Origin of the sequence: Erwinia mallotivora, from assembly GCF_000590885.1 — a bacterium.
GTDB lineage: Bacteria > Pseudomonadota > Gammaproteobacteria > Enterobacterales > Enterobacteriaceae > Erwinia > Erwinia mallotivora.
This window is the reverse complement of sequence record NZ_JFHN01000042.1, coordinates 1-18260: the sequence shown is the minus strand read 5'-3', so window position 1 is coordinate 18260 and position 18260 is coordinate 1. Positions and strand designations below refer to the sequence as shown.

Sequence of the window (18260 nt, the reverse complement as noted above, 5' to 3'; positions counted from 1 at the left end):
TGATCCCTGTAAATGAGTATGCAGGATCAGTATCGGCAGCAGCAGAAGACAGATAAGGAATAATTAACAACGGGGCGTTTATTTTTTCTGCGCTGTGAGACAGCTCACTGGTTGAGGGGGACCATTACAGATAACTAATTAATAAATATCCGATTTATTTGCAGACAGTGAAATTCAGAGGTAATGGCAGGCTGGCCGTATTGCTTGTAAGCCAGCCTGCGGCAAGGTAATGGAGAGGCTTAATCCTCAGCGGTGTGGGAAGGCAACAGATGCAGTCGGCCAGCCAGCCACCACAGGCAGAGCGCCAGTATGGCGATACCACCCAGGGTGGCAAACGCCGCGCTCCAGGAGTAGCGGGTGGTGATAATCCCCGTCAGCGCCGGGCTGAATGCCGCCCCCGCGCCCTGTAATAACATGATAAACGCCTGGCCTGCGTTGGTATGCCCGCTGCCGTTTAACAGCTGCACAATATAACCAGGAATGGCCACCCCCAGTATCCCGGCAGCCACCCCGTCCAGCACCTGGACAGGCAGCAGCGTCAGCGGTGCTGCTGAACTGGCGGCAATGGCCGCGCGAACCGGCAGTACCAACAGCGCCAGCATAATCAGCGGCCGGTAGCCATATTTATCTGCCCGGGCCGACGTCAGCAGCGCAACCGGGATCATCACACATTGCGAAATCACCACCGTGGCGGCAGCGTAAACCCCTGGGGGGACCGCGCTGTGCGGTTCCAGCGCTGCGGCTCGCATGCTGAGCATCGGTAGCAACGCCGCATTGCCCAGATGAAACAGCAGCAACGTCAGCCCAACCACCATCAGTGCAGAATGCTGGCACAAGGTTTTAAATGGCAGCACCGGGGCCGGGGATACTGCGCTCCCCTCTCCTCTGGCCACCCGGTTGTCGATATCCCGATCGCGAATCAGCAGCACGCTGAAAGCGGTGAATAATGCCATGGTGGTCATCAGAATAAATACTGCGCCGGTCCCCCAGTACCAGGTAGCGATACCGGCAATCACCGCAGCAGTAAAATTACCGGCATGATTGAATGCCTCATTTTTTCCCATCTGCCGGTTGAAACCGGCCTTACCGGTCAGACCGAGGGTGATGCCGGCGACAACCGGCGCAATACAGGCCGCTGAAATCCCGGTTACCACCTGAGACAGCGTCGCGGTGAGGGGTTGCGGGAAGAACCATAACAACAGCGTTGAGACAGTGATCAACAGGCAGCCAACAAACAGCAGCAGGCGCTTGCGGCGGGTGGCATCGGTAAGCACCCCGGCAGGGAGTGTGGCGGCCAGTCCCGCCAGGCCGCCAGCGGTCATGATGAAACCAATATCGTCGGGTTTCCAGTGGTGCTCCGTCAGGAAAATCCCGAGGAATGGCCCCAGTCCGTCACGAACATCAGCCAGAAAAAAATTCACCAGGCACAGCGCCTGAAGTGAGCGAAGCGGCATGTTATCTCCTTACGCAACAGAGGAAGGTCAGGGGTTACTGGCGATATAACGTGTGGTGTAACCTTCCCGCAAATTGGCTTCAAAATCAGCGACGGTCAGCGGTCGACACAAACCGTTCCCCTGCACAATGTCACATTGCAGGGTGTTAACAAAGTTGTGCTGTGACTCCTCTTCCACACCCTCCACCGCGACACTGATACCCAGACTTTTCCCCAGTGAGGCAACGGCGCGGAACATCATCCGGGTGCGGGTACTGGCATTGAGCTGGCCGGTCAGTGATTTATCAATTTTCAGGCCGGAAACTATTCCGTTGCATAACAGATTTATCGAGCCAAGGGTGCGCCCGTAGTGGTCGATGATAAAGTTTGCACCGGTAATTTTTACCGCTTCCAGGCTGTCAGGATGCTCGCGGGCCACTTTTGTCAGCAGCGGTTCATCCACCTCCAGATCGACAAAGCTGGCGTCACCGCCGGCACTGTCACGCAGCACGCGCTCCAGCCCGGCTGCCGCCAGCTGCCGGGGGAAAAGATTGATACTGACGCGCAGCGAGGGATAAAACTGTTGCCACTGGCGGATTTGCGCGACCGCCGTGCGAACAATCCATTCACCCAGTACCACCGAAAGCGGGCTTTTCACCAGCATTTCAATGAATTCCGAGGGCAACAGCAGACCTCGCGCCGGGTGTTGCCAGCGTACCAACGCTTCACAGCCGGTCAGTCGGCCATCTGTTGCGCTGTAGCGGGGCTGGTAATGCAGCACAAATTGCTGCTCGCTGACCGCCCTCTCCAGCTCACGTTCAAAGCGCCTGCTTCGCAGCGCGGCTTCGCGAAATGCATGTTCAAACAGGATGCTCCTGCCCTTGCCTTCTGCCTTGGCGCGATACAGTGCAAGATCGGCAGCCGACATCACCGCAGAGGCATCCTGTCCATGTTCCGGAAATCCGGCAATGCCCGCACTCGCGCCCACTTTGACCGGCGTGTCATGATAATTAAAAGGTTTCTGCACGGCAGCGACCAGTTTTTCAGCCGTCTCCGCCGCATGAGCGGTGCCACAGGGCAACAGAATAATAAATTCATCTCCGCCCAGACGTGCGGCGGTAACCGCATTGGCACATACCGTCCGGATCTGCGTGGCAACGTGGCATAACAGCGCATCACCCGCTGCATGACCAAGGGTATCATTGACCTCTTTGAAGCCATCAAGATCGGTCATCAGCAGGGTATAGGGCACGCCTGCCTCGGTGAGTTGACCAAGCTGCAACATAAACGCGCCCCGGCTGGCCAGCCGGGTCAGCATATCCAGCGAAGCCAGTTCGCACAGGCGCGTTTCGCTTTCATGGCGGGCACTGACATCCCGGATAATCATGCCTACCAGCCTGCTTTCGCCTTCATGCCAGCCGGAAAAGGAGATTTCAGCCGGAAACTGTTCGCCGTTGCGGCGCAGGCCCCAAATCTGCAAGGTGCGCGGATGCGAAATAGCGTCATCCTCGTGCATCAGACGATCCAGTTCATTGCGGTAATCGGCCTGACAACGTTCCGGCACCAGACCCGCAACATATTGTCCCAGCATCTCCTGCACCTCATAACCAAACATGGCGCAGGCTGCCGGGTTCCAGAAAGTGATACCGCGTTGCAGGTCGGTACAGATGATGGCATCCGGCGAGGTGGCAGAAATTGCTGCCAGACGCTGCTGGCTGGCATGACGCAGCAGTTCATGACGATGAACCTCCATGCGATCCATCACCAGCGCCGCAATATCAAGAAGATGCTGTTTATCTGACTCCGTCAACGGGGGACGGGGTTTGTTGTCAGTCAGGCACACGGTGCCAATACGATAGCCATCAGGGGTGTTGAGCGGAACCCCGGCATAAAAGCGAATATGGGGATAGCCGAGCACCAGTGGGCTGTCACTGAAACGGGGATCGGCAAGCGCGTCCGGCACACACAGCAGACCATCCTGTTCCAGGGTGTGGTGGCAGAACGCCACGCTGCGGGCCGTACCGGTAATATCCAGGCCGTAACGGGATTTAAAAAACTGTCGCTCATCATCAATCAGTGAGATGAAAGCAACCGGCACGCGAAAGAGGCGCGCGGCCAGAGTGGTCAGGCGATCAAATGCCTCTGCTGATGGCGTATCCATCAGTTGATACTGGGCAAGCGCCTGGAGCCGTGCCGCTTCGACGGCGTCGTGAATTATTTTTTTCAGAGTCTGTCCCCTCTGCATTCTGAATTTACTGTGGACTGGCACACCACAACCATCAGGGCGACAGATTCAGTCAGAAGAGACCAGATGCGAATTTCGCGCAGGTCCGCTGCCATCAGAACGGCCTGCCCGTATGCCGGTATGCGACAGGCCGTCGCTTATGAGCCCGTGAAGCCTGGCATTGCATCCGGTCTGATGCCACCCCTTCATGCTGTCAGAGCAGCCTGATGGGTGATTTCCGGAGCATTCTTAACGCCGCGAAGAAAGGATGACGCCGCGTTAAGAGCCCGCCATTCTCAGCTGTGAACCCTGCAAAATCAGCAACATGTCGCATTCTCACCTGCCGTGATTAACCCACCGCAGGTAATGAATGCTTATCAATGATAATTTCTTCGTCCGCTGCTCCGTTGCCAAATTATCGTCCTGACATAAATGAACTTTAATGCCGGATAAAAATTTCGTCAGCACAGGCATCAGCAATCAATTAATGTCGTTATAGTGACACCCGGTTAATCTGCACGAAGATAATTTGTCGGGTTTTCTGTCTGTCAAATTTTCACTGAATAAATTTTTGCGTGAAAAAGAAATATCCGGTAATTAAATCAAACTGGCAAACTTCACCTGCATTATTAATTTATCACTTAAGTGAGTATTCTGATTTAAATGCTGATGGTGCAAAAGCCCGTAATCTTTTGTTTAGCTGTCAGCTGCATCATATCTCAAATAATAAGAGGATAATTCTGACTAAATGATAACTACCGGCTTATCTGCTGTCGCTTTTTTCATTGCAGGCAAGGCGATATGCGCCCTGTGACGTACCTTTTCACAGGCATCAGGACGCGTTTGCGATAAAACAGCGGTTGTGCAGCGGAGCAGGATGCGCGGATGACCGGGAGTCACCCTGCGCAAATTATCTGAAGGGGTTAAGCAGTGACTAGAGGGTGTTGGCAGGATGTGGCAGCAGCGCATTATCCGGCAGGGTAAAGCGGCGGATTACGCTGCCAAGGGCTTCGGTCTGGCCGCTCAGGCTGCCTGCGGACGCCGACACTTCCTGTACCAGCGAGGCATTCTGCTGGGTCACACGATCCAGCTCAGCTACTGCCAGCGTAATCATCGATATCCCTTTGCTCTGCTCTTCTGAGGCAAGCGCAATCTGCCCAATCAGCTCGTTTACGCCGCCCACGCCGCGCAGTACTTCATCCATGATGGCCCCCGCGCTGTCTGCCGCGCTGCGCCCGTGATCAACCCGTAACACCGTATCCGCAATCAGTTGCTCAATTTCTTTCGCTGCGGTGGCGCTGCGCTGCGCCAGTGAACGAACTTCGCTGGCTACCACGGCGAAGCCTCGCCCCTGGTCCCCGGCACGCGCCGCTTCCACTGCCGCGTTCAGCGCCAGAATGTTAGTCTGAAACGCAATGCCATTAATGGTGGCGGTAAACTGGCGGATTTTTTCTGAACCTTCGGCAATGCCGTTCATCGCTGACGCCACGGTTCTGACCAGCTGTTCCCCTTTATGGGTGCTGTCGGCCGTCTGTCCCGCCAGTTCCCGTGCATCGCGGGCATTACCGGCGTTATGACTGACCGTTGCGGTCAGCTCCTCCATGCTGGCTGCGGTCTGCTCAAGCGCCGCCGCCTGCGTCGCGGTACGGTCGGAAAGATCGGCATTCCCGGCAGCTATGCCATTTGCTTCTTTGTTCAACACCACGGCATTGTCGCGAATAGCCTGCACGGTATCCAGCAGGCTGTGCTGCATCTCTCTGACCAGCGGCACCAGTTGTCCGACACAGTTACGTCCCAGATCTTCAGGCTCCCGGGTCAGGTCACCGCTGGCAATCACCCTGAAGTGGGCGCGGATCTTCCCGACCGGCCGTACCAGATGCACCACCAGATAACGGTCACAAAAAATCAGCAGCACCGCCGCCGCCAGCAAGGCAGTAATAAATATGGTATCAAGACGATGGCGTTCAGCGCCGACATCAAAATCGTCGTGCGCCAGCTCTCTTTGCAGGGTTATTAACCGCTCACGTGCGGCTGAGGTATAGACCGCTTCTGCTGCACCCAGCACATTACGGTAATTACTCCAGTCAGCGTCCGACGGGACCTGTGTCGCCAGGGCACTCTTTTCCTCCGCGCTGCCACTCTGTCTGACAAGGTCGGCATGAGTAAGAAAAGCCAGCTGTTGTGCCAGCACTTCGGTGCGGTCACTGTGCCGGTACATATCACGCAGAACCAGCGAGCTGTAGCCTCCTGCCAGCGCAATAACAGTGAAGGAAATAATCATTATCCAGAGGACTACCCGGCGGATAGTGAAATGTCGCAGTAAATTCATGAGATGATCCTGAAGTTGTTATTATAAAAATAATAAACCGAACAATCATTTCTCTAATTACAGAGAGATGACGTTGAGCGGTATTTAGTTGCGCTTATTCTGGCAGGCAATTAAAAAAAAGAAACCGGTGCACGATTAAATTAATATATCGTCAGAACGTAAATATTTGGTCGAGGCAAAATAAACATGACAAAGGGTCAGGAAAAGCCTACTGTATCGGACATACCAATACATTAATCGTTTTTACCTGTCGCAGAAATCGCATTTTACGGTGCCCCCTCACTGTATATTAATTTTTTTTAGTTTCGCTCCGGAAACATGCCGGTGCGGAGGACACACATGCTTAATCATCTCACCGGCGATGTTGCTCGCCGCGTACTGGCGCTTCATGCACTGCGCACTTCCGACGAAAGCCGGGATGACGTGCTCAGGAGATTTGCCCTGCTCGCCAGTCACGCGCTGGGTATTCCCGGCAGTTTTATCTCCGTTCTTGATGATGAACATCAGTACATTCGTGCCGCCTGTAATTTTGCGCTCAAGCAGTCCTCCCGCCACGATTCTCTCTGCCGTTACGTGGTGGACAGTGATAATGCGGTGGTGGTGTCTGATACCCTGCTTGACGTCCGCTTTGCGGATCATCCTTTTATTACCGGCGCACCCTTCATCCGTTTTTACGCGGGCGTACCATTAAAAAACTGCGAAAACGTCATTCTGGGCACATTCTGCGTCACTGATACGCAACCCCACACCTTCACTGACGAGCAGATTGCCACACTGAAACTGCTGGCCGCGCTGGTGATGTCTTTTCTGCAAGCCTGGTATTCCGCCGGATTTGCCGATCCGGTAACCGGCCTGCCCAACCGTCAGCGCCTTATCCGTGATTTGCATTATCTGGCGTCAACCGGTGACAACACGCCACGCCGCCTGTTGCTGATTGACTGCATTGATATGCCGCGCGCTTACGAACTGGCCCGCTCAATGGGGATGGGACCGGTAGAGAGCCTGTTAAAAGATATGGCTATTTTGCTGCCTCTGCGCCTGAAGCCAGCGGGGGATGACGCGCTTTATACCGTGGCGACCGGGCGTTTCGCCCTGCTCACCCGTCAGGAAAGTCACATTGACGCAAACTGGGTAGCCGGACGGCTGGAAGGTATCAGCGCCGACCTGGGTGAGGGACTGACGGTGGCGCTGACCACGCATACCGGTGAAGAAAACTTTATTACCGGTGAGGTAGCGCCACAGGAAATACTGCGTCGGACGGTCAGTGCACTGCATGAAGCGATCCGTCTTGATATACCCGCTTTTCGCTTCAGTCAGGGCAGTGATGAGACCACCACCCAGGACTTTATGTTAATGAACGACCTGGCCAGCGCTCTGCGCAATGATTTGGGACTTTATCTGGCTTACCAGCCCAAAATTTGCCTGCACACCGGCCGACCGGTTGGGCTGGAAGCCCTGATCCGCTGGCGGCATCCGCAGCGGGGTGAATTATCACCCGCAATGTTTGTTCCGCTGGCTGAACAGACTGATCTGCTCAGCGCCATGACATCCTGGGTTACTGACCGGGTGATCAGACGGCTGACGCGATTACGCAATCACTGCATTCAGCTACCGGTCACCATTAACGTCAGCGGCACTGATTTCGCCCGCGAGAATTTCGCCGATCAGCTTGAAGATAAAATGATCAAGGCGCAGTTGCCTACCTCATTACTGGGCATTGAGTGTCTGGAAACGGAACGGCTGATTGAAAGCCCGGCAGCCCTGCGCGGCATGGAAATGCTCAAGCTCAGAGGATTTGGCATCTCACTGGATGATTTCGGTACGGGTTACAGCAACATTAGCTATCTCAGGCGCATGCCGCTGGATGTGATTAAACTCGATCGCTCGCTTATCAGTGGACTTTCTTCTGATACCGCCTCGCGTGTTATCGCCCGCAGCATTATTTCCATGCTTAAAGAACTCGACTACACCGTACTGGCTGAGGGCGTGGAAAACGAAGAAATTGTGACTGTACTGGCCGAGTATGGCTGCGATCAGGCGCAGGGATACTTTTATTCCAAACCGCTGCCCGAGCAGGAATTGGACAGCTGGTTACAGTGGAAATTCCGTGGATTGTGTTGAGTGTTCAGCTGATATCGGCATCCTCGCTCGCTGCGTAAGGGATAAAATCACCGGACCGAAAGACCACAACCTGATTTCGTCCGGCACCTTTTGCCGCATACAGTGCCTCATCCGCCCGACGCAACAGCATTTCTCTGTCACCACAGTCGCGCAGTGCTGCCACACCCAACGAAATAGTCATGTGACCGACAAAGGGAAATGCCGCAGAACTGACCATCCGGCGGATCCGTTCTGCCATGCAGGCAGCGGTATCCGGTTCGGTACAGGGCAACATCACAATGAATTCTTCCCCGCCAAACCGACTGACCACGTCGCCGCCACGACACGCCTGACGCAGCAGAGAAGCCAGACTGACCAGCACTTCGTCACCACCTTCGTGACCGTACCAGTCATTAATTTTTTTGAAATGGTCAATATCAATGGCAATGATGCACTGCTCCGGATCGTCACCCAGTTCGGCCGCCAGCATGCTGAATCCCCGGCGGTTGTGCAGGCCGGTTAGCGGATCGGTCATCGCCTCGTCATTCAACGCAGCCACCCGGCCAGCCACCGCCCGTCTGTTCACCTGCACCGCCTCTTTCAGGCGATCGGCTTCATGATACCAGGCATTGACCGAAGCAAGCGATTCCGGCGTGGCATCACTCCCGCCTTCCCGCACCATACCTGCCAGCCTCTCCAGCGGAGAAGAAATCCGCGTCGCCAGGAAAGCCATGATGGCGGCAATCAGGGTGATAATGGCAACAATAAACCACATCACATTTCCGGCAGTGCGCCACATAATGCCTCTGACGGTCTGCGATGTTCCCGATATGAAAATATTCCAGTCGGTCTTATGCATACTGGCATAGCCAGTGAGATAATTTCTGCCCGCTTCCTGTGAGGTAAAATGCCCGCTTTCCGTCACCGCCAGCTGTCGCTGGAGTGCGGGGCTGAGCAACATATGTTGCCCTACCCTCGCCCGGTCATGACTGAAAATGACCAGACCCTCATTGCTGACGATACTGATTGTTGAGCCCGTCGGGTAAAAATGCTGGCTGATAATATCACTGAGCATGCTCTGTTTTTTCAGGAAGATGGTGCCGCCAATGTAGCCGATGTAATGACCATCAGTAGAAAAGACCGGCTGAGACAGAGACACCACATAATTGCCAGATGCTGAGACAAAAGGTGATGATATAAATGGTTTTTTGGTGGCAATGGCACGACGACTTGCATCGGACTGAAGTTTCACCCCGACCAGATTCAGGCTCTCCGGCGACGTGGCAGCGACCACCGCGTCGGTGTTTACCACCACTACCGTGTTAAAGAAACCTGATTGCAGCCGCAGACGCTCGGTTTCCTGCCGCAGCAGCTGCGTGTTGTTCAGTTGGGTTATCTGGCTGGCGCTCCAGGCCAGTTCCCGCTGAGCGGTGATGAGATAACGATCGGTGGTATCCGCCAGCTTGCGGGCATAGGCAATGTTGCTCTCCAGCAGGCTGTCTTCAATATTCGCTTTCTGAAAGATCAGCAATGCGCTCAGCAACAATCCTGAGGTCAGGATAACGCCACCTGCTGAGAGTGAGGTAAGTAACGTCCTCAGGCGAGGCTTGGTACGAAACATGTTTGGCTGCCCGCAAGTAAGATGTCTTTTGAGTGTAACAGTTACAGGATTAAAACAATCGTAAATAAAATAACTGTTTGTATCGCCATCAGACGATTCGCCGGACCATCCTGCGCATATGACGACGGAATCAGCTGGAACAACTGATTTCCAGTGTTCTGGCCCATTCCGGTGGACGCCCCAGAAAATCAGCATGTTCTGGATGGTCAGCAAAGGGCTGACTCAGCGCCTGGTGCAGCCTGGTAAGCAACTGCGTATCGTCCTGTTCAGCGCGTTCAATCACCTGCTGCGCGAGATAATTTCGCAATACGATGGAGGGGTTTGCCCGCTTCATTTGCTGCTGTCGTTCAGCATCGCTCCGCTGTTCCTGTAACAGGCGCTGACGATAAATGTTATACCAGCGGTCAAAGGCTTCGCGGTCGATAAACTCATCCCGCAGTGGAGAACGCGACTGCTGTTGTTCTGTATCGCTCAGTTTGCGGAACGTCAGCGTATAATCGCTGCCTTCATTGCTCATCAGGGTCAGCAGCCCGGTGAGAATGTCATTGTCTTCCGGTTCACGACTCAGCAGTCCCAGTTTTGATCTCATCCGCTCTCCCCAGGCCCGCATCAGTTCTGGCTCATATTCTGCCAGCGACTGACTCAGCTGTGTGCTGTCCAGCAGTCCTGACAGTGAATGCGCCAGACGATTCAGATTCCATAGCCCGACAACCGGCTGATTAGCAAAGCTATAGCGCCCCTGATAATCGGAATGATTACAGATGAAGTCCGGCTGATAGCCGTCGAGAAAACCATAAGGACCATAGTCCAGCGTTAATCCGAGGATCGACATATTGTCAGTATTCATCACGCCATGTGCAAAACCAATGCTTTGCCAGTGGGCGATCAGTCGGGCGGTACGACGGACCACATCGCTGAACCACAGCTGATATCGCTGTGGTTCCTGCTGCCATTGTGGCCAGTGATGGCGAATAACATAATCAGCCAGCTGACGGACTTTTTCTGGCTGCCGGGCATAAAAGAAATGTTCAAAATGACCAAACCGGACATGACTTTCTGCCACCCGTAACAGCATGGCACCCCGTTCGGTCGTTTCGCGATTAACCGGTTCGTCGCTGGTGACAATGGTCAGCGCACGGGAGGTGGGCACACCGAGGGCATGCATCGCTTCACAGGCGAGGAATTCACGCACGGTGGAACGCAGCACTGCCCGACCATCGCCCATGCGTGAATACGGTGTCAGCCCCGCCCCTTTAAGATGCCAGTCCAGCTTGCGGCCATCGTCTGTTTGCTGCTCGCCCAGCAACAGCCCGCGGCCATCGCCCAGCTGGCCGGCCCAGACACCAAACTGATGACCGCTGTAGACCTGGGCCAGCGGCTGCATCCCTTCCAGCAGAGTGGCACCGCTCCATATCAGTCCTGACTGTTCACCGAATGCATTTTCATCCAGCTGAAGTTCATGCGCCAGAGACTGGCTGTGATAAAGCAGACGGGGATTTTTCAGGGGTGTTGGCTGCACAGCCGTATAAAAACCTGTCAGCTCATTGTGCCAGGTATTATTAAATCGCATTATTAATGTGCCCTCTGGGTTAAGCATTGCGGTATTCCGGGCCGCCTCACTGTCAGTGTAGCCTTCTGTGCCCGGAGTTAACACCGACTTAACAAGGGGTTATTAAGGGCCGCAGACCTGATAATTCTGCAGGAGGCGCAATCAGGGAATAAAGCGCCTCTTCACTGACCGGAGCAAAAAGAGAACTTTGAATGCCGTGGAAATCAAAATGGCTGACTTCTTTAAACAGGGACGGGTCTTCGATACCCTGCACAATCACGCTCTGGCAGTGAGGTCGAATATGCTCCAGCAAGGCCGTGATAAAGGGTTTAAAAGACAGTCTTTTAATATTGTGTTGAACAAAACCTTTATCCAGTTTAATTGAAGTGAAGAGATTGTCATAAATCGCTTTTGAGGGGGATTTACCCGCGCCGTAATTCTCCAGACTTAAGTCAAATAGCTGGCTCAGCGCGAATAAACAGGGATTATCTTTACCCTGTTTGAGGTCTGGAAAATTTTCATTAATTTCAATTTCGATCCATTTCAGTGCAGCCAGCCTTCGGGTTACAAATTCATTTTCCAGAATGGCGACAGCAAGAATTTCATCTGCTTTCAGCGCCACTTTTACATCATGCCGGAGAAAGAAATCAGCATGCTTTTCGATAATATTCAGCTGGGTTTGCAACAAAGTTATCCGCTGTGTCTGATTTAACTGCGGCAACAGCAAATCCTGCGGGATGGCCACATTAGCGCTGGTGTGCATGAAATGGGTCAGCACCCCAACCGAGATCAGCTGACCGCCGAAACTGTAGGTCGGGGAGAAAGTGGTGTAACTTTTATAATCCGCTTCCAGATGGACTTTCATTTTATTTAGCCGTAAACGAGTGGCAATTTATGCAGCCTGAACAAACTGATAACAGCCCTTCGGGTAGCCTTATCACGCGTTCAGAATGCCTGTGCAGAAAGGATAAAACTTCCAGCAAAAAGCTAAGCTACCACAACTCCTGAATAAAAGATGCTTAACAATTAAGCCGGGCTGATGGAATTAGCTACCGTCCGGACTTTTACTTTAAACAACCTTTACAAAAATATGACATAAGGTTGCTTTCAGATACAAATTGACGTCATTTGTTGCCTGTCTCCGAGTTAAAACGCAGCCATAACTTATTATCTTTTCATAAATCAAATGGGTGATAAATGAACATAAAATAATTAACGCGCTAAATATGCCGCCATTAAATGCGTCGTGCCTGCCAGAATACTTTTTTCCAGTAAACATTATCCAGCGAAGAACGAATGACTCCCTGACTGGTGGATGCATGAATGAACTGGTTATCAGTATCATAAATGCCTACGTGCAATCCATTCTCACCCCGACCGGTTTTAAAGAAAACCAGATCGCCGGGTAACAGCTCATCCCTGGAGATACGTGTACCAATATCGGTTTGCGCTGAGGTGGTCCGGGGTAGTTGCAACGCAAAACGATCGCGAAACGTAATATAAACAAAGCCAGAACAGTCAATTCCTCCCCTTCCGATGCCACCATAGCGGTATGGTGTTCCCTGCCACTGGCCAAGCTGATCGTTGAGTTGGGCAATGACGGTAATAGAATCAGCGAGACGACCATTTGGCGGAGGGGCATGGCTGCTGCAACCAGCAAGAACAACAATGATCAACAGAAGCCAGTAACGCATATGCGATACCCTCAGAAGATGCGACTACTCTACTCATAAATGGGTCTGGCAGGCAAGATTAGCGGAATCTTCAGGTAATGTTGTCAGAAAGGGCTGGCCTGCCGTGTTGAGGCGGCGAAAAGGGATACCGTATATCTCGCTGACATTCTCTGCCTGTAGCACCTCAGCAGCAGCGCCCTGATGGCGCAACTCCCCGTTTCCCAGCAGCCACACCCGATGAGCATAGTGCAGGCTGTGATTGATATCATGGCTGCTCATGATGACCGTCAGCCCGTCAGCCACCCGCCGGGCCAGATAGCGATCAAAAGCGCTCTGCCGGGCCAGATCTAACCCGGTAAGCGGCTCGTCAAGTAACAGCAGCTGGCCTTCCGGCTGAGCGGTCTGGATGCATACCGCAACCAGTCGTACCCTCTGCCATTCGCCGCCTGAGAGCTGATGTAACGGACGGGTAAGTTTGTCAGACAGCAGAAAAATATCACAGACAGCCATTACCGTCTGTTCATCCGCGGGCCTGTCACCAACCAGATGCATATTGAGATAATGCCAGACGGGCATGTTACCTGGCGGCATGTGCTGTTGGACAAGCCAGCCACGATGCCGCGCCAGCCTGCTGGCAGAGTAGCGCGTTATCGGAATGTCGTTAAACAGCACCTCTCCGCGGGTCGGTGTCAGACCAGACAGACAGGCCAGCAAAGTACTTTTGCCCGCGCCATTGGGGCCAAGCAGATGGATAAGTTCGCCCTGCGCCACGCTGACACTGAAAGGCGAAAGGCGTTGCGCTACGGCAACGCCCTTACACTCCAGCAGCATTTATTTTTCCAGCGCCTGCCTGATGCTGTCGGTCAGCAAAGGATGCTCTGGTTCCATATCCGGAGAGAATCGCTGTAACACGCTACCATCACGGCCTATCAGGAATTTTTCAAAATTCCATAAAATATCACCTGGCTCTTTCGGTTCGCGCCCCTTACTCACCATCCGTTGCAGGAAACCGCTTCCTTCCGGCGCGACAGCCTCTGGCTGCGCGGCCACCAACTGCTGGTACAAAGGATGGCGTTGAGGCCCGTTAACCTCAATCTTACTGAACATCGGAAAAGTCACGCCGTAAGTGGTGGCACAAAACGTTTTTATCTCTTCTTCGGAGCCCGGCTCCTGCCCCAGAAACGCATTGCAGGGAAAGCCCAGCACCGAGAATCCCTGGCTGTGCAGGCGGCTGTGTAGCTGTTCCAACTGCTTATATTGCGGGGTGAGACCACACTTTGATGCCACATTGACCACCAGCAATACTTCGCCCTGCCATTGCGCCAGCGAGGTATTTTACCCATCAAGCGTAATCAGTTTTGTGTCGAAAATAGTCATCACGTTTTCCTGTTTCAGTAAAGAGAAAGCAACCGCCTGATAATCAGGTGCGGTTGCGTAGCAGTAGCCAGATAAATACCGGTGCGCCTGCTGTCGCCGTGACCAGCCCGACGGGCAGTTCTGCTGAGGCTATCGCCACGCGCGCAACCACATCCGCCGCCAGCAGTACCACGCCACCGGCCAGCGCACAGCATGGTAACAGCATTTGATGATTGTTAATGCCATTCAGACGCAGGATATGCGGGATAACCAGCCCCACAAAACCGATGGCCCCCGCCAGCGCCACGCTGACGCCGATCAGCCAACCGGTTGCCAGCACCAGAAGATTTCGCCATAGCAGCAATCGCAAACCCAGTTGACGGGCGGGGATTTCCCCCAGAGCAATCAGATCCAATACCCGCCAGCGCGAGCACAGCCAGAGCAATACCGGCAGCGCGCCGAGCATCAGCCAGCGATAACGCCAGTCAATACCCGAAAAACTGCCCATCATCCAGTACATCAGTTGCCGCAGATCCTGCTCCGTGCTGAGACAGACCACCCAGGTAACAATGGCACTACAGATAATCCCCAGCGCAATGCCGGCCAGCAATAATCGACTGTTTGAGCGCTGCATTTGCGAAATGTGCAGCAAAATCAGCGTCACCAGCAAAGCGCCCCCGATAGCGAACAGGCTGAGTTGCCAGAGTATCTCAACGCCGGCGAAAATACTCAGTACCAGCCCGACGCCCGCCCCGTTCGATACCCCTAACAGGCCGGGTTCGGCAAGGGGATTTTCAAACAGCGCCTGCATCACTGCTCCGGTAACCGCAAGCGATGCTCCCACCAGCAGCACGGCCAACGTTCGCGGCAGACGTAGCTGCCAGACAAACAGTCTGCCGTTTTCACTGAACCAGTCGGTCGGGGTCAACCAGCGGTCACCCGCGCTGAGACTGACTGCCACCATCAGCAGCACAAACAGCGCCAGGCCAGCCAGCCAGAATTGCTGCTTTCTGCGGGTCTGTTCCTTCTGGCGGGAAAACGGCGTCACGATGAAATTGTCCGGTATACGAATACGCTAATAGTCTGACTCCTGCGCAGGCATCCTGAATATGCTGTTTCAGACAATGAAAAAGGCCGCATCAGCGACCTGACTTTGTGCGGTTAATGTTATGATAGTAGTACATATTTTAATAAAGATGTCCACTCAGTGACCACACTTCGACAATCAAGCCCTTTCGCCAGGGCTTTCTTCTTCAAACTCTTTTTTGCGCCTTACCGTTCACCCCGCAGCCTGCCAAAAACATATGAGATCACATAACCAATAACAAAAGATCCCACGAATCCGGTGACTTTTAACCAACCGCTTTCAAACATAAACAGGGACAGTAAAGCAGCAACTGAGCACAGCACGGTGATAGTCACTTCAACAAGATGAGAGATTCCCCAGCCAACAAACCTGGCCAATCGGGCTAGCGAGGATTTTACAGAGTTCATTTTCAATTCCTTTGCAAATCGCAGGATAAAACCCTTTAGCCGACGTTTTTATTTATAATAGTCACTACCAGTCATCAGGACTTTCATCGTAGATTTTTCGCACAGCAAATTTGAAAACGTAGTAACCCAGTATTAACCCCAGGACCATAAACCCTGCCAGGTAATATTTGTAAGGGCTGTACGAAAAAAACACGAACCAGCCCATATAAATTAATGACAGTCCACATATACCAATTCCAATACCCTGTATAAGGCGTGAAAGTATGGCCAGTAAAAAGGTTTTCATATTTATACTTTCTCGAAAAAATAACAGCATGTCTGGTGAAATTTGTTGCGATCGGTAAACCACAGCGCGGCAGCATCCTCGAAAGGTCTGGTTTTATCTGCAACCATAAAGTACAGAAGATCGAGATCACCCAATCGCCTGAGAGTATTGTAAGCATTATGATTTCGGCTCTGAAGATCTCTGGAAACATAAACTGAACGAGACATTGCAGCCCCAATCGAGAGAATACCGCCAACTGTAGCACCAGTAACAATTCGTGGTATCAGTCTGGATGAGAAAACATAGCCCATATTACCGGTGGCTATCTGATTGAAAGCCATTTTTCCCAAAAAAACCGCCTGCCCCCTTTGAAGAGAGCTCTCTTACTTTTTTTGCATCCACATGCCGAAAGAAGTTGTCCAGGAAAAGGCGAAGAATTTTCTGAAGATTTTGCCTTGATGCCATGCCATTTTTAATCATTCTTACCATGCGTTCCTTGTCAGAGAAATTGACCGTCCTGTTGTCTGTGTAATCCCTACCCAAATAGTAAAAATCTACCGGGAGTGTCACAAACCCCTTCAGGAAACCACGAAAGAAATCACTGTCATGGTGGATGGCATCAACCATTTCATCGGCAAGCTTTTCTGCACTAATCATCATATTCCCTTATTAATTAATCCATTTTTCAAAGCAGCTGGCATTGAAGCTCACTGGTCCTGCAATTAAATATTCAATGCAACATTTTGCAGCAATTTCCGGCACAACTGTATACCGCACCAGCACTCAGTTTACCGGCAATTTTATCCCTCATCCCTGCCACACCTGAATCCTGATTTGCCCTTCGGGCAGGCTACACAGGTTTTACTCTTACACCTTCGCTACAGATTTATGATGAACGGCGGGAATATTGTGACGGGATTCAGCTCACCAGAAGCCGCCACAGCAGTGACTAGTCCTGGCATAGGTTGACACTTTACGCCCTCAAAACGCCTGATGTACTGCATCTGGCGTTTTATATTTCAGCGACAGATGCGGTCGCTGGCTATTGTAGATTCTTACCGACTCCGCCACCATTATTTCTGCCTGAACGATGTCTGCCGGGCGCGTTATCAGCAGCTCGTTTTTCAGTATTCCGTTGACCCTCTCCGCAATGGCGTTCTGATAACAGTCATACCCATCCGTCATTGAGCAGATTAGCCCGTGTCTTTCATGCACCGACTGGTACATCGCTGAGCAGTACTGTATGCCGCGATCGGAGTGATGGATCAGCGGTGTCCTGCCATGCCGGTTTTTCAGTGCCATCTGTAGCGCCTTCACCACGTGCTCTGTATGAAGACTTTCATGCACATGGTAACCCACTATTTTCCGTGAGAATGCGTCGGTTACCAGGCTCACGTAAGCCGTGCCGGTTCTGACCGGAAGCCAGGTAATGTCCGCCACCCAAACCTGCTCCGGGCCGGAGATGACGGTCCGCCCCGGCCCGTCTTTCAGCAGGTTTGGATGCTTATAAAAGCGATGATGGCTGTGGGTTGTTTTATGATAAGCCCTGGCCGGACGTACCCGCAGCCCGGCCTCCCGGAGTACGGTAAACAGGCTGTCCCGCCCGATATGCAGTTCAGGTGCATCCCGACAGTTAAGGATATGGTGCAGCTTGCGCGTGCCCAGGCGCGGTTGCTGCATCCTGAGGTTTTTCACTTCCTCAGTAATGCGGCAGGCCTGCTCTGACTTACGTTGCACGCGCTGACACCCCTGATACCAGGCCTGACGGCTTATTTTTAAAAACCGGCAGACCCTGACGATGGTCAGTCCGGGTGTTTTTGCCTGCGCGATAACGAAGCTAACTGCTTTTTTGTCAGCGTGGCACCGAACTCAGTGTTCATGACCTTCACGACGGCCTCAAAGAACTGCGCCTTCACTTCGGATTCAGCCAGCTGCTGCTCAAGCTCTTTGATTCGTTGTTCAGGCGTAAGGGGAAGGGATTTTTTCATGAGTCCTCCACGTGCGCTGCGCTGCTTTGAAGAGTGCCAGTCCAGCTGGCCATATTTACGCAGCCACTTCAGAACGGTGGAGCACCCCTGGATACCGTAGCGCTCCTGAGCCTGACGATAAGTCATCTCACCTTTTTCAACCTGCTCAACGACGGCCAGTTTAAAGGACAGAGAGTAGTCGCGTTGTGTACGTTTAACATATTGCTTCATCACATTCTCCTCAGAATCG

Annotated in this window: 14 protein-coding genes; 1 reads left to right on the top strand and 13 read right to left on the bottom strand. The window is 52.9% G+C overall.

Features of this window, described 5'->3' with window-relative positions:
• Positions 1 to 239 precede the first annotated feature (239 nt).
• The 3 genes from BG55_RS07675 to BG55_RS07665 form a co-directional block, all read right to left on the bottom strand.
• Positions 240 to 1454 (bottom strand): MFS transporter, encoded by a 1215-nt coding sequence (locus BG55_RS07675; RefSeq protein WP_034936153.1) that lies wholly within the window; start codon positions 1452 to 1454, stop codon positions 240 to 242.
• Between the two features lie 27 nt (positions 1455 to 1481).
• Positions 1482 to 3593: a sensor domain-containing phosphodiesterase gene (locus BG55_RS07670; RefSeq protein ID WP_034936305.1), complete on the bottom strand. Its 2112-nt coding sequence runs from the start codon at positions 3591 to 3593 to the stop codon at positions 1482 to 1484.
• 997 nt (positions 3594 to 4590) lie between these two features.
• Positions 4591 to 5985 (bottom strand): methyl-accepting chemotaxis protein, encoded by a 1395-nt coding sequence (locus BG55_RS07665; RefSeq protein ID WP_034936151.1) that lies wholly within the window; start codon positions 5983 to 5985, stop codon positions 4591 to 4593.
• A 339-nt stretch (positions 5986 to 6324) separates the two neighbouring features.
• On the opposite strand from BG55_RS07665, the gene BG55_RS07660 reads away from it, so the two are divergent.
• Positions 6325 to 8106 (top strand): EAL domain-containing protein, encoded by a 1782-nt coding sequence (locus BG55_RS07660; RefSeq protein ID WP_034936150.1) that lies wholly within the window; start codon positions 6325 to 6327, stop codon positions 8104 to 8106.
• Positions 8107 to 8110: 4 nt separating this feature from the next.
• Here the strand turns inward: BG55_RS07660 and BG55_RS07655 are convergent, their stop codons facing one another.
• The 10 genes from BG55_RS07655 to BG55_RS07605 all read right to left on the bottom strand — a co-directional run bounded on the left by BG55_RS07655 (position 8111) and on the right by BG55_RS07605 (position 18241).
• Entirely contained in the window at positions 8111 to 9706 is a 1596-nt protein-coding gene (locus tag BG55_RS07655) for a sensor domain-containing diguanylate cyclase (RefSeq protein ID WP_034936147.1), read from the bottom strand.
• Positions 9707 to 9836: 130 nt separating this feature from the next.
• A complete protein-coding gene (locus BG55_RS07650) occupies positions 9837 to 11276 on the bottom strand; it encodes a protein adenylyltransferase SelO (protein WP_034936145.1) in 1440 nt (479 codons plus the stop codon).
• Positions 11277 to 11364: 88 nt separating this feature from the next.
• On the bottom strand, positions 11365 to 12120 hold the full coding sequence (locus BG55_RS07645; protein ID WP_034936142.1) for an EAL domain-containing protein: 756 nt from the start codon (positions 12118 to 12120) through the stop codon (positions 11365 to 11367).
• Positions 12121 to 12490: 370 nt separating this feature from the next.
• Positions 12491 to 12949, bottom strand: coding sequence for an NlpC/P60 family protein (locus tag BG55_RS07640; RefSeq protein ID WP_034936139.1), 459 nt, complete (start codon positions 12947 to 12949; stop codon positions 12491 to 12493).
• A 33-nt stretch (positions 12950 to 12982) separates the two neighbouring features.
• A complete protein-coding gene (gene btuD / locus BG55_RS07635) occupies positions 12983 to 13759 on the bottom strand; it encodes a vitamin B12 ABC transporter ATP-binding protein BtuD (RefSeq protein ID WP_052018744.1) in 777 nt (258 codons plus the stop codon).
• Positions 13760 to 14254, bottom strand: coding sequence for a glutathione peroxidase (locus BG55_RS07630; protein ID WP_235192737.1), 495 nt, complete (start codon positions 14252 to 14254; stop codon positions 13760 to 13762).
• Between the two features lie 94 nt (positions 14255 to 14348).
• Positions 14349 to 15332, bottom strand: a complete 984-nt coding sequence (btuC, locus tag BG55_RS07625; RefSeq protein WP_152542692.1) for a vitamin B12 ABC transporter permease BtuC — start codon at positions 15330 to 15332, stop codon at positions 14349 to 14351.
• Between the two features lie 224 nt (positions 15333 to 15556).
• A complete protein-coding gene (locus tag BG55_RS07620; RefSeq protein WP_034936135.1) occupies positions 15557 to 15778 on the bottom strand; it encodes a hypothetical protein in 222 nt (73 codons plus the stop codon).
• 577 nt (positions 15779 to 16355) lie between these two features.
• The gene (locus BG55_RS23210) at positions 16356 to 16700 is read right to left on the bottom strand and encodes a hypothetical protein (protein WP_235192735.1); all 345 of its coding nucleotides are present in this window, start codon (positions 16698 to 16700) and stop codon (positions 16356 to 16358) included.
• 324 nt (positions 16701 to 17024) lie between these two features.
• Positions 17025 to 18241 (bottom strand): IS3 family transposase gene (locus BG55_RS07605; protein WP_152542550.1). Its coding sequence is split into 2 segments (ribosomal slippage): positions 17025 to 17894 and positions 17897 to 18241, totalling 1215 coding nucleotides; the frame shifts between segments, so codons are not numbered across the junction.
• Positions 18242 to 18260 lie beyond the last annotated feature (19 nt).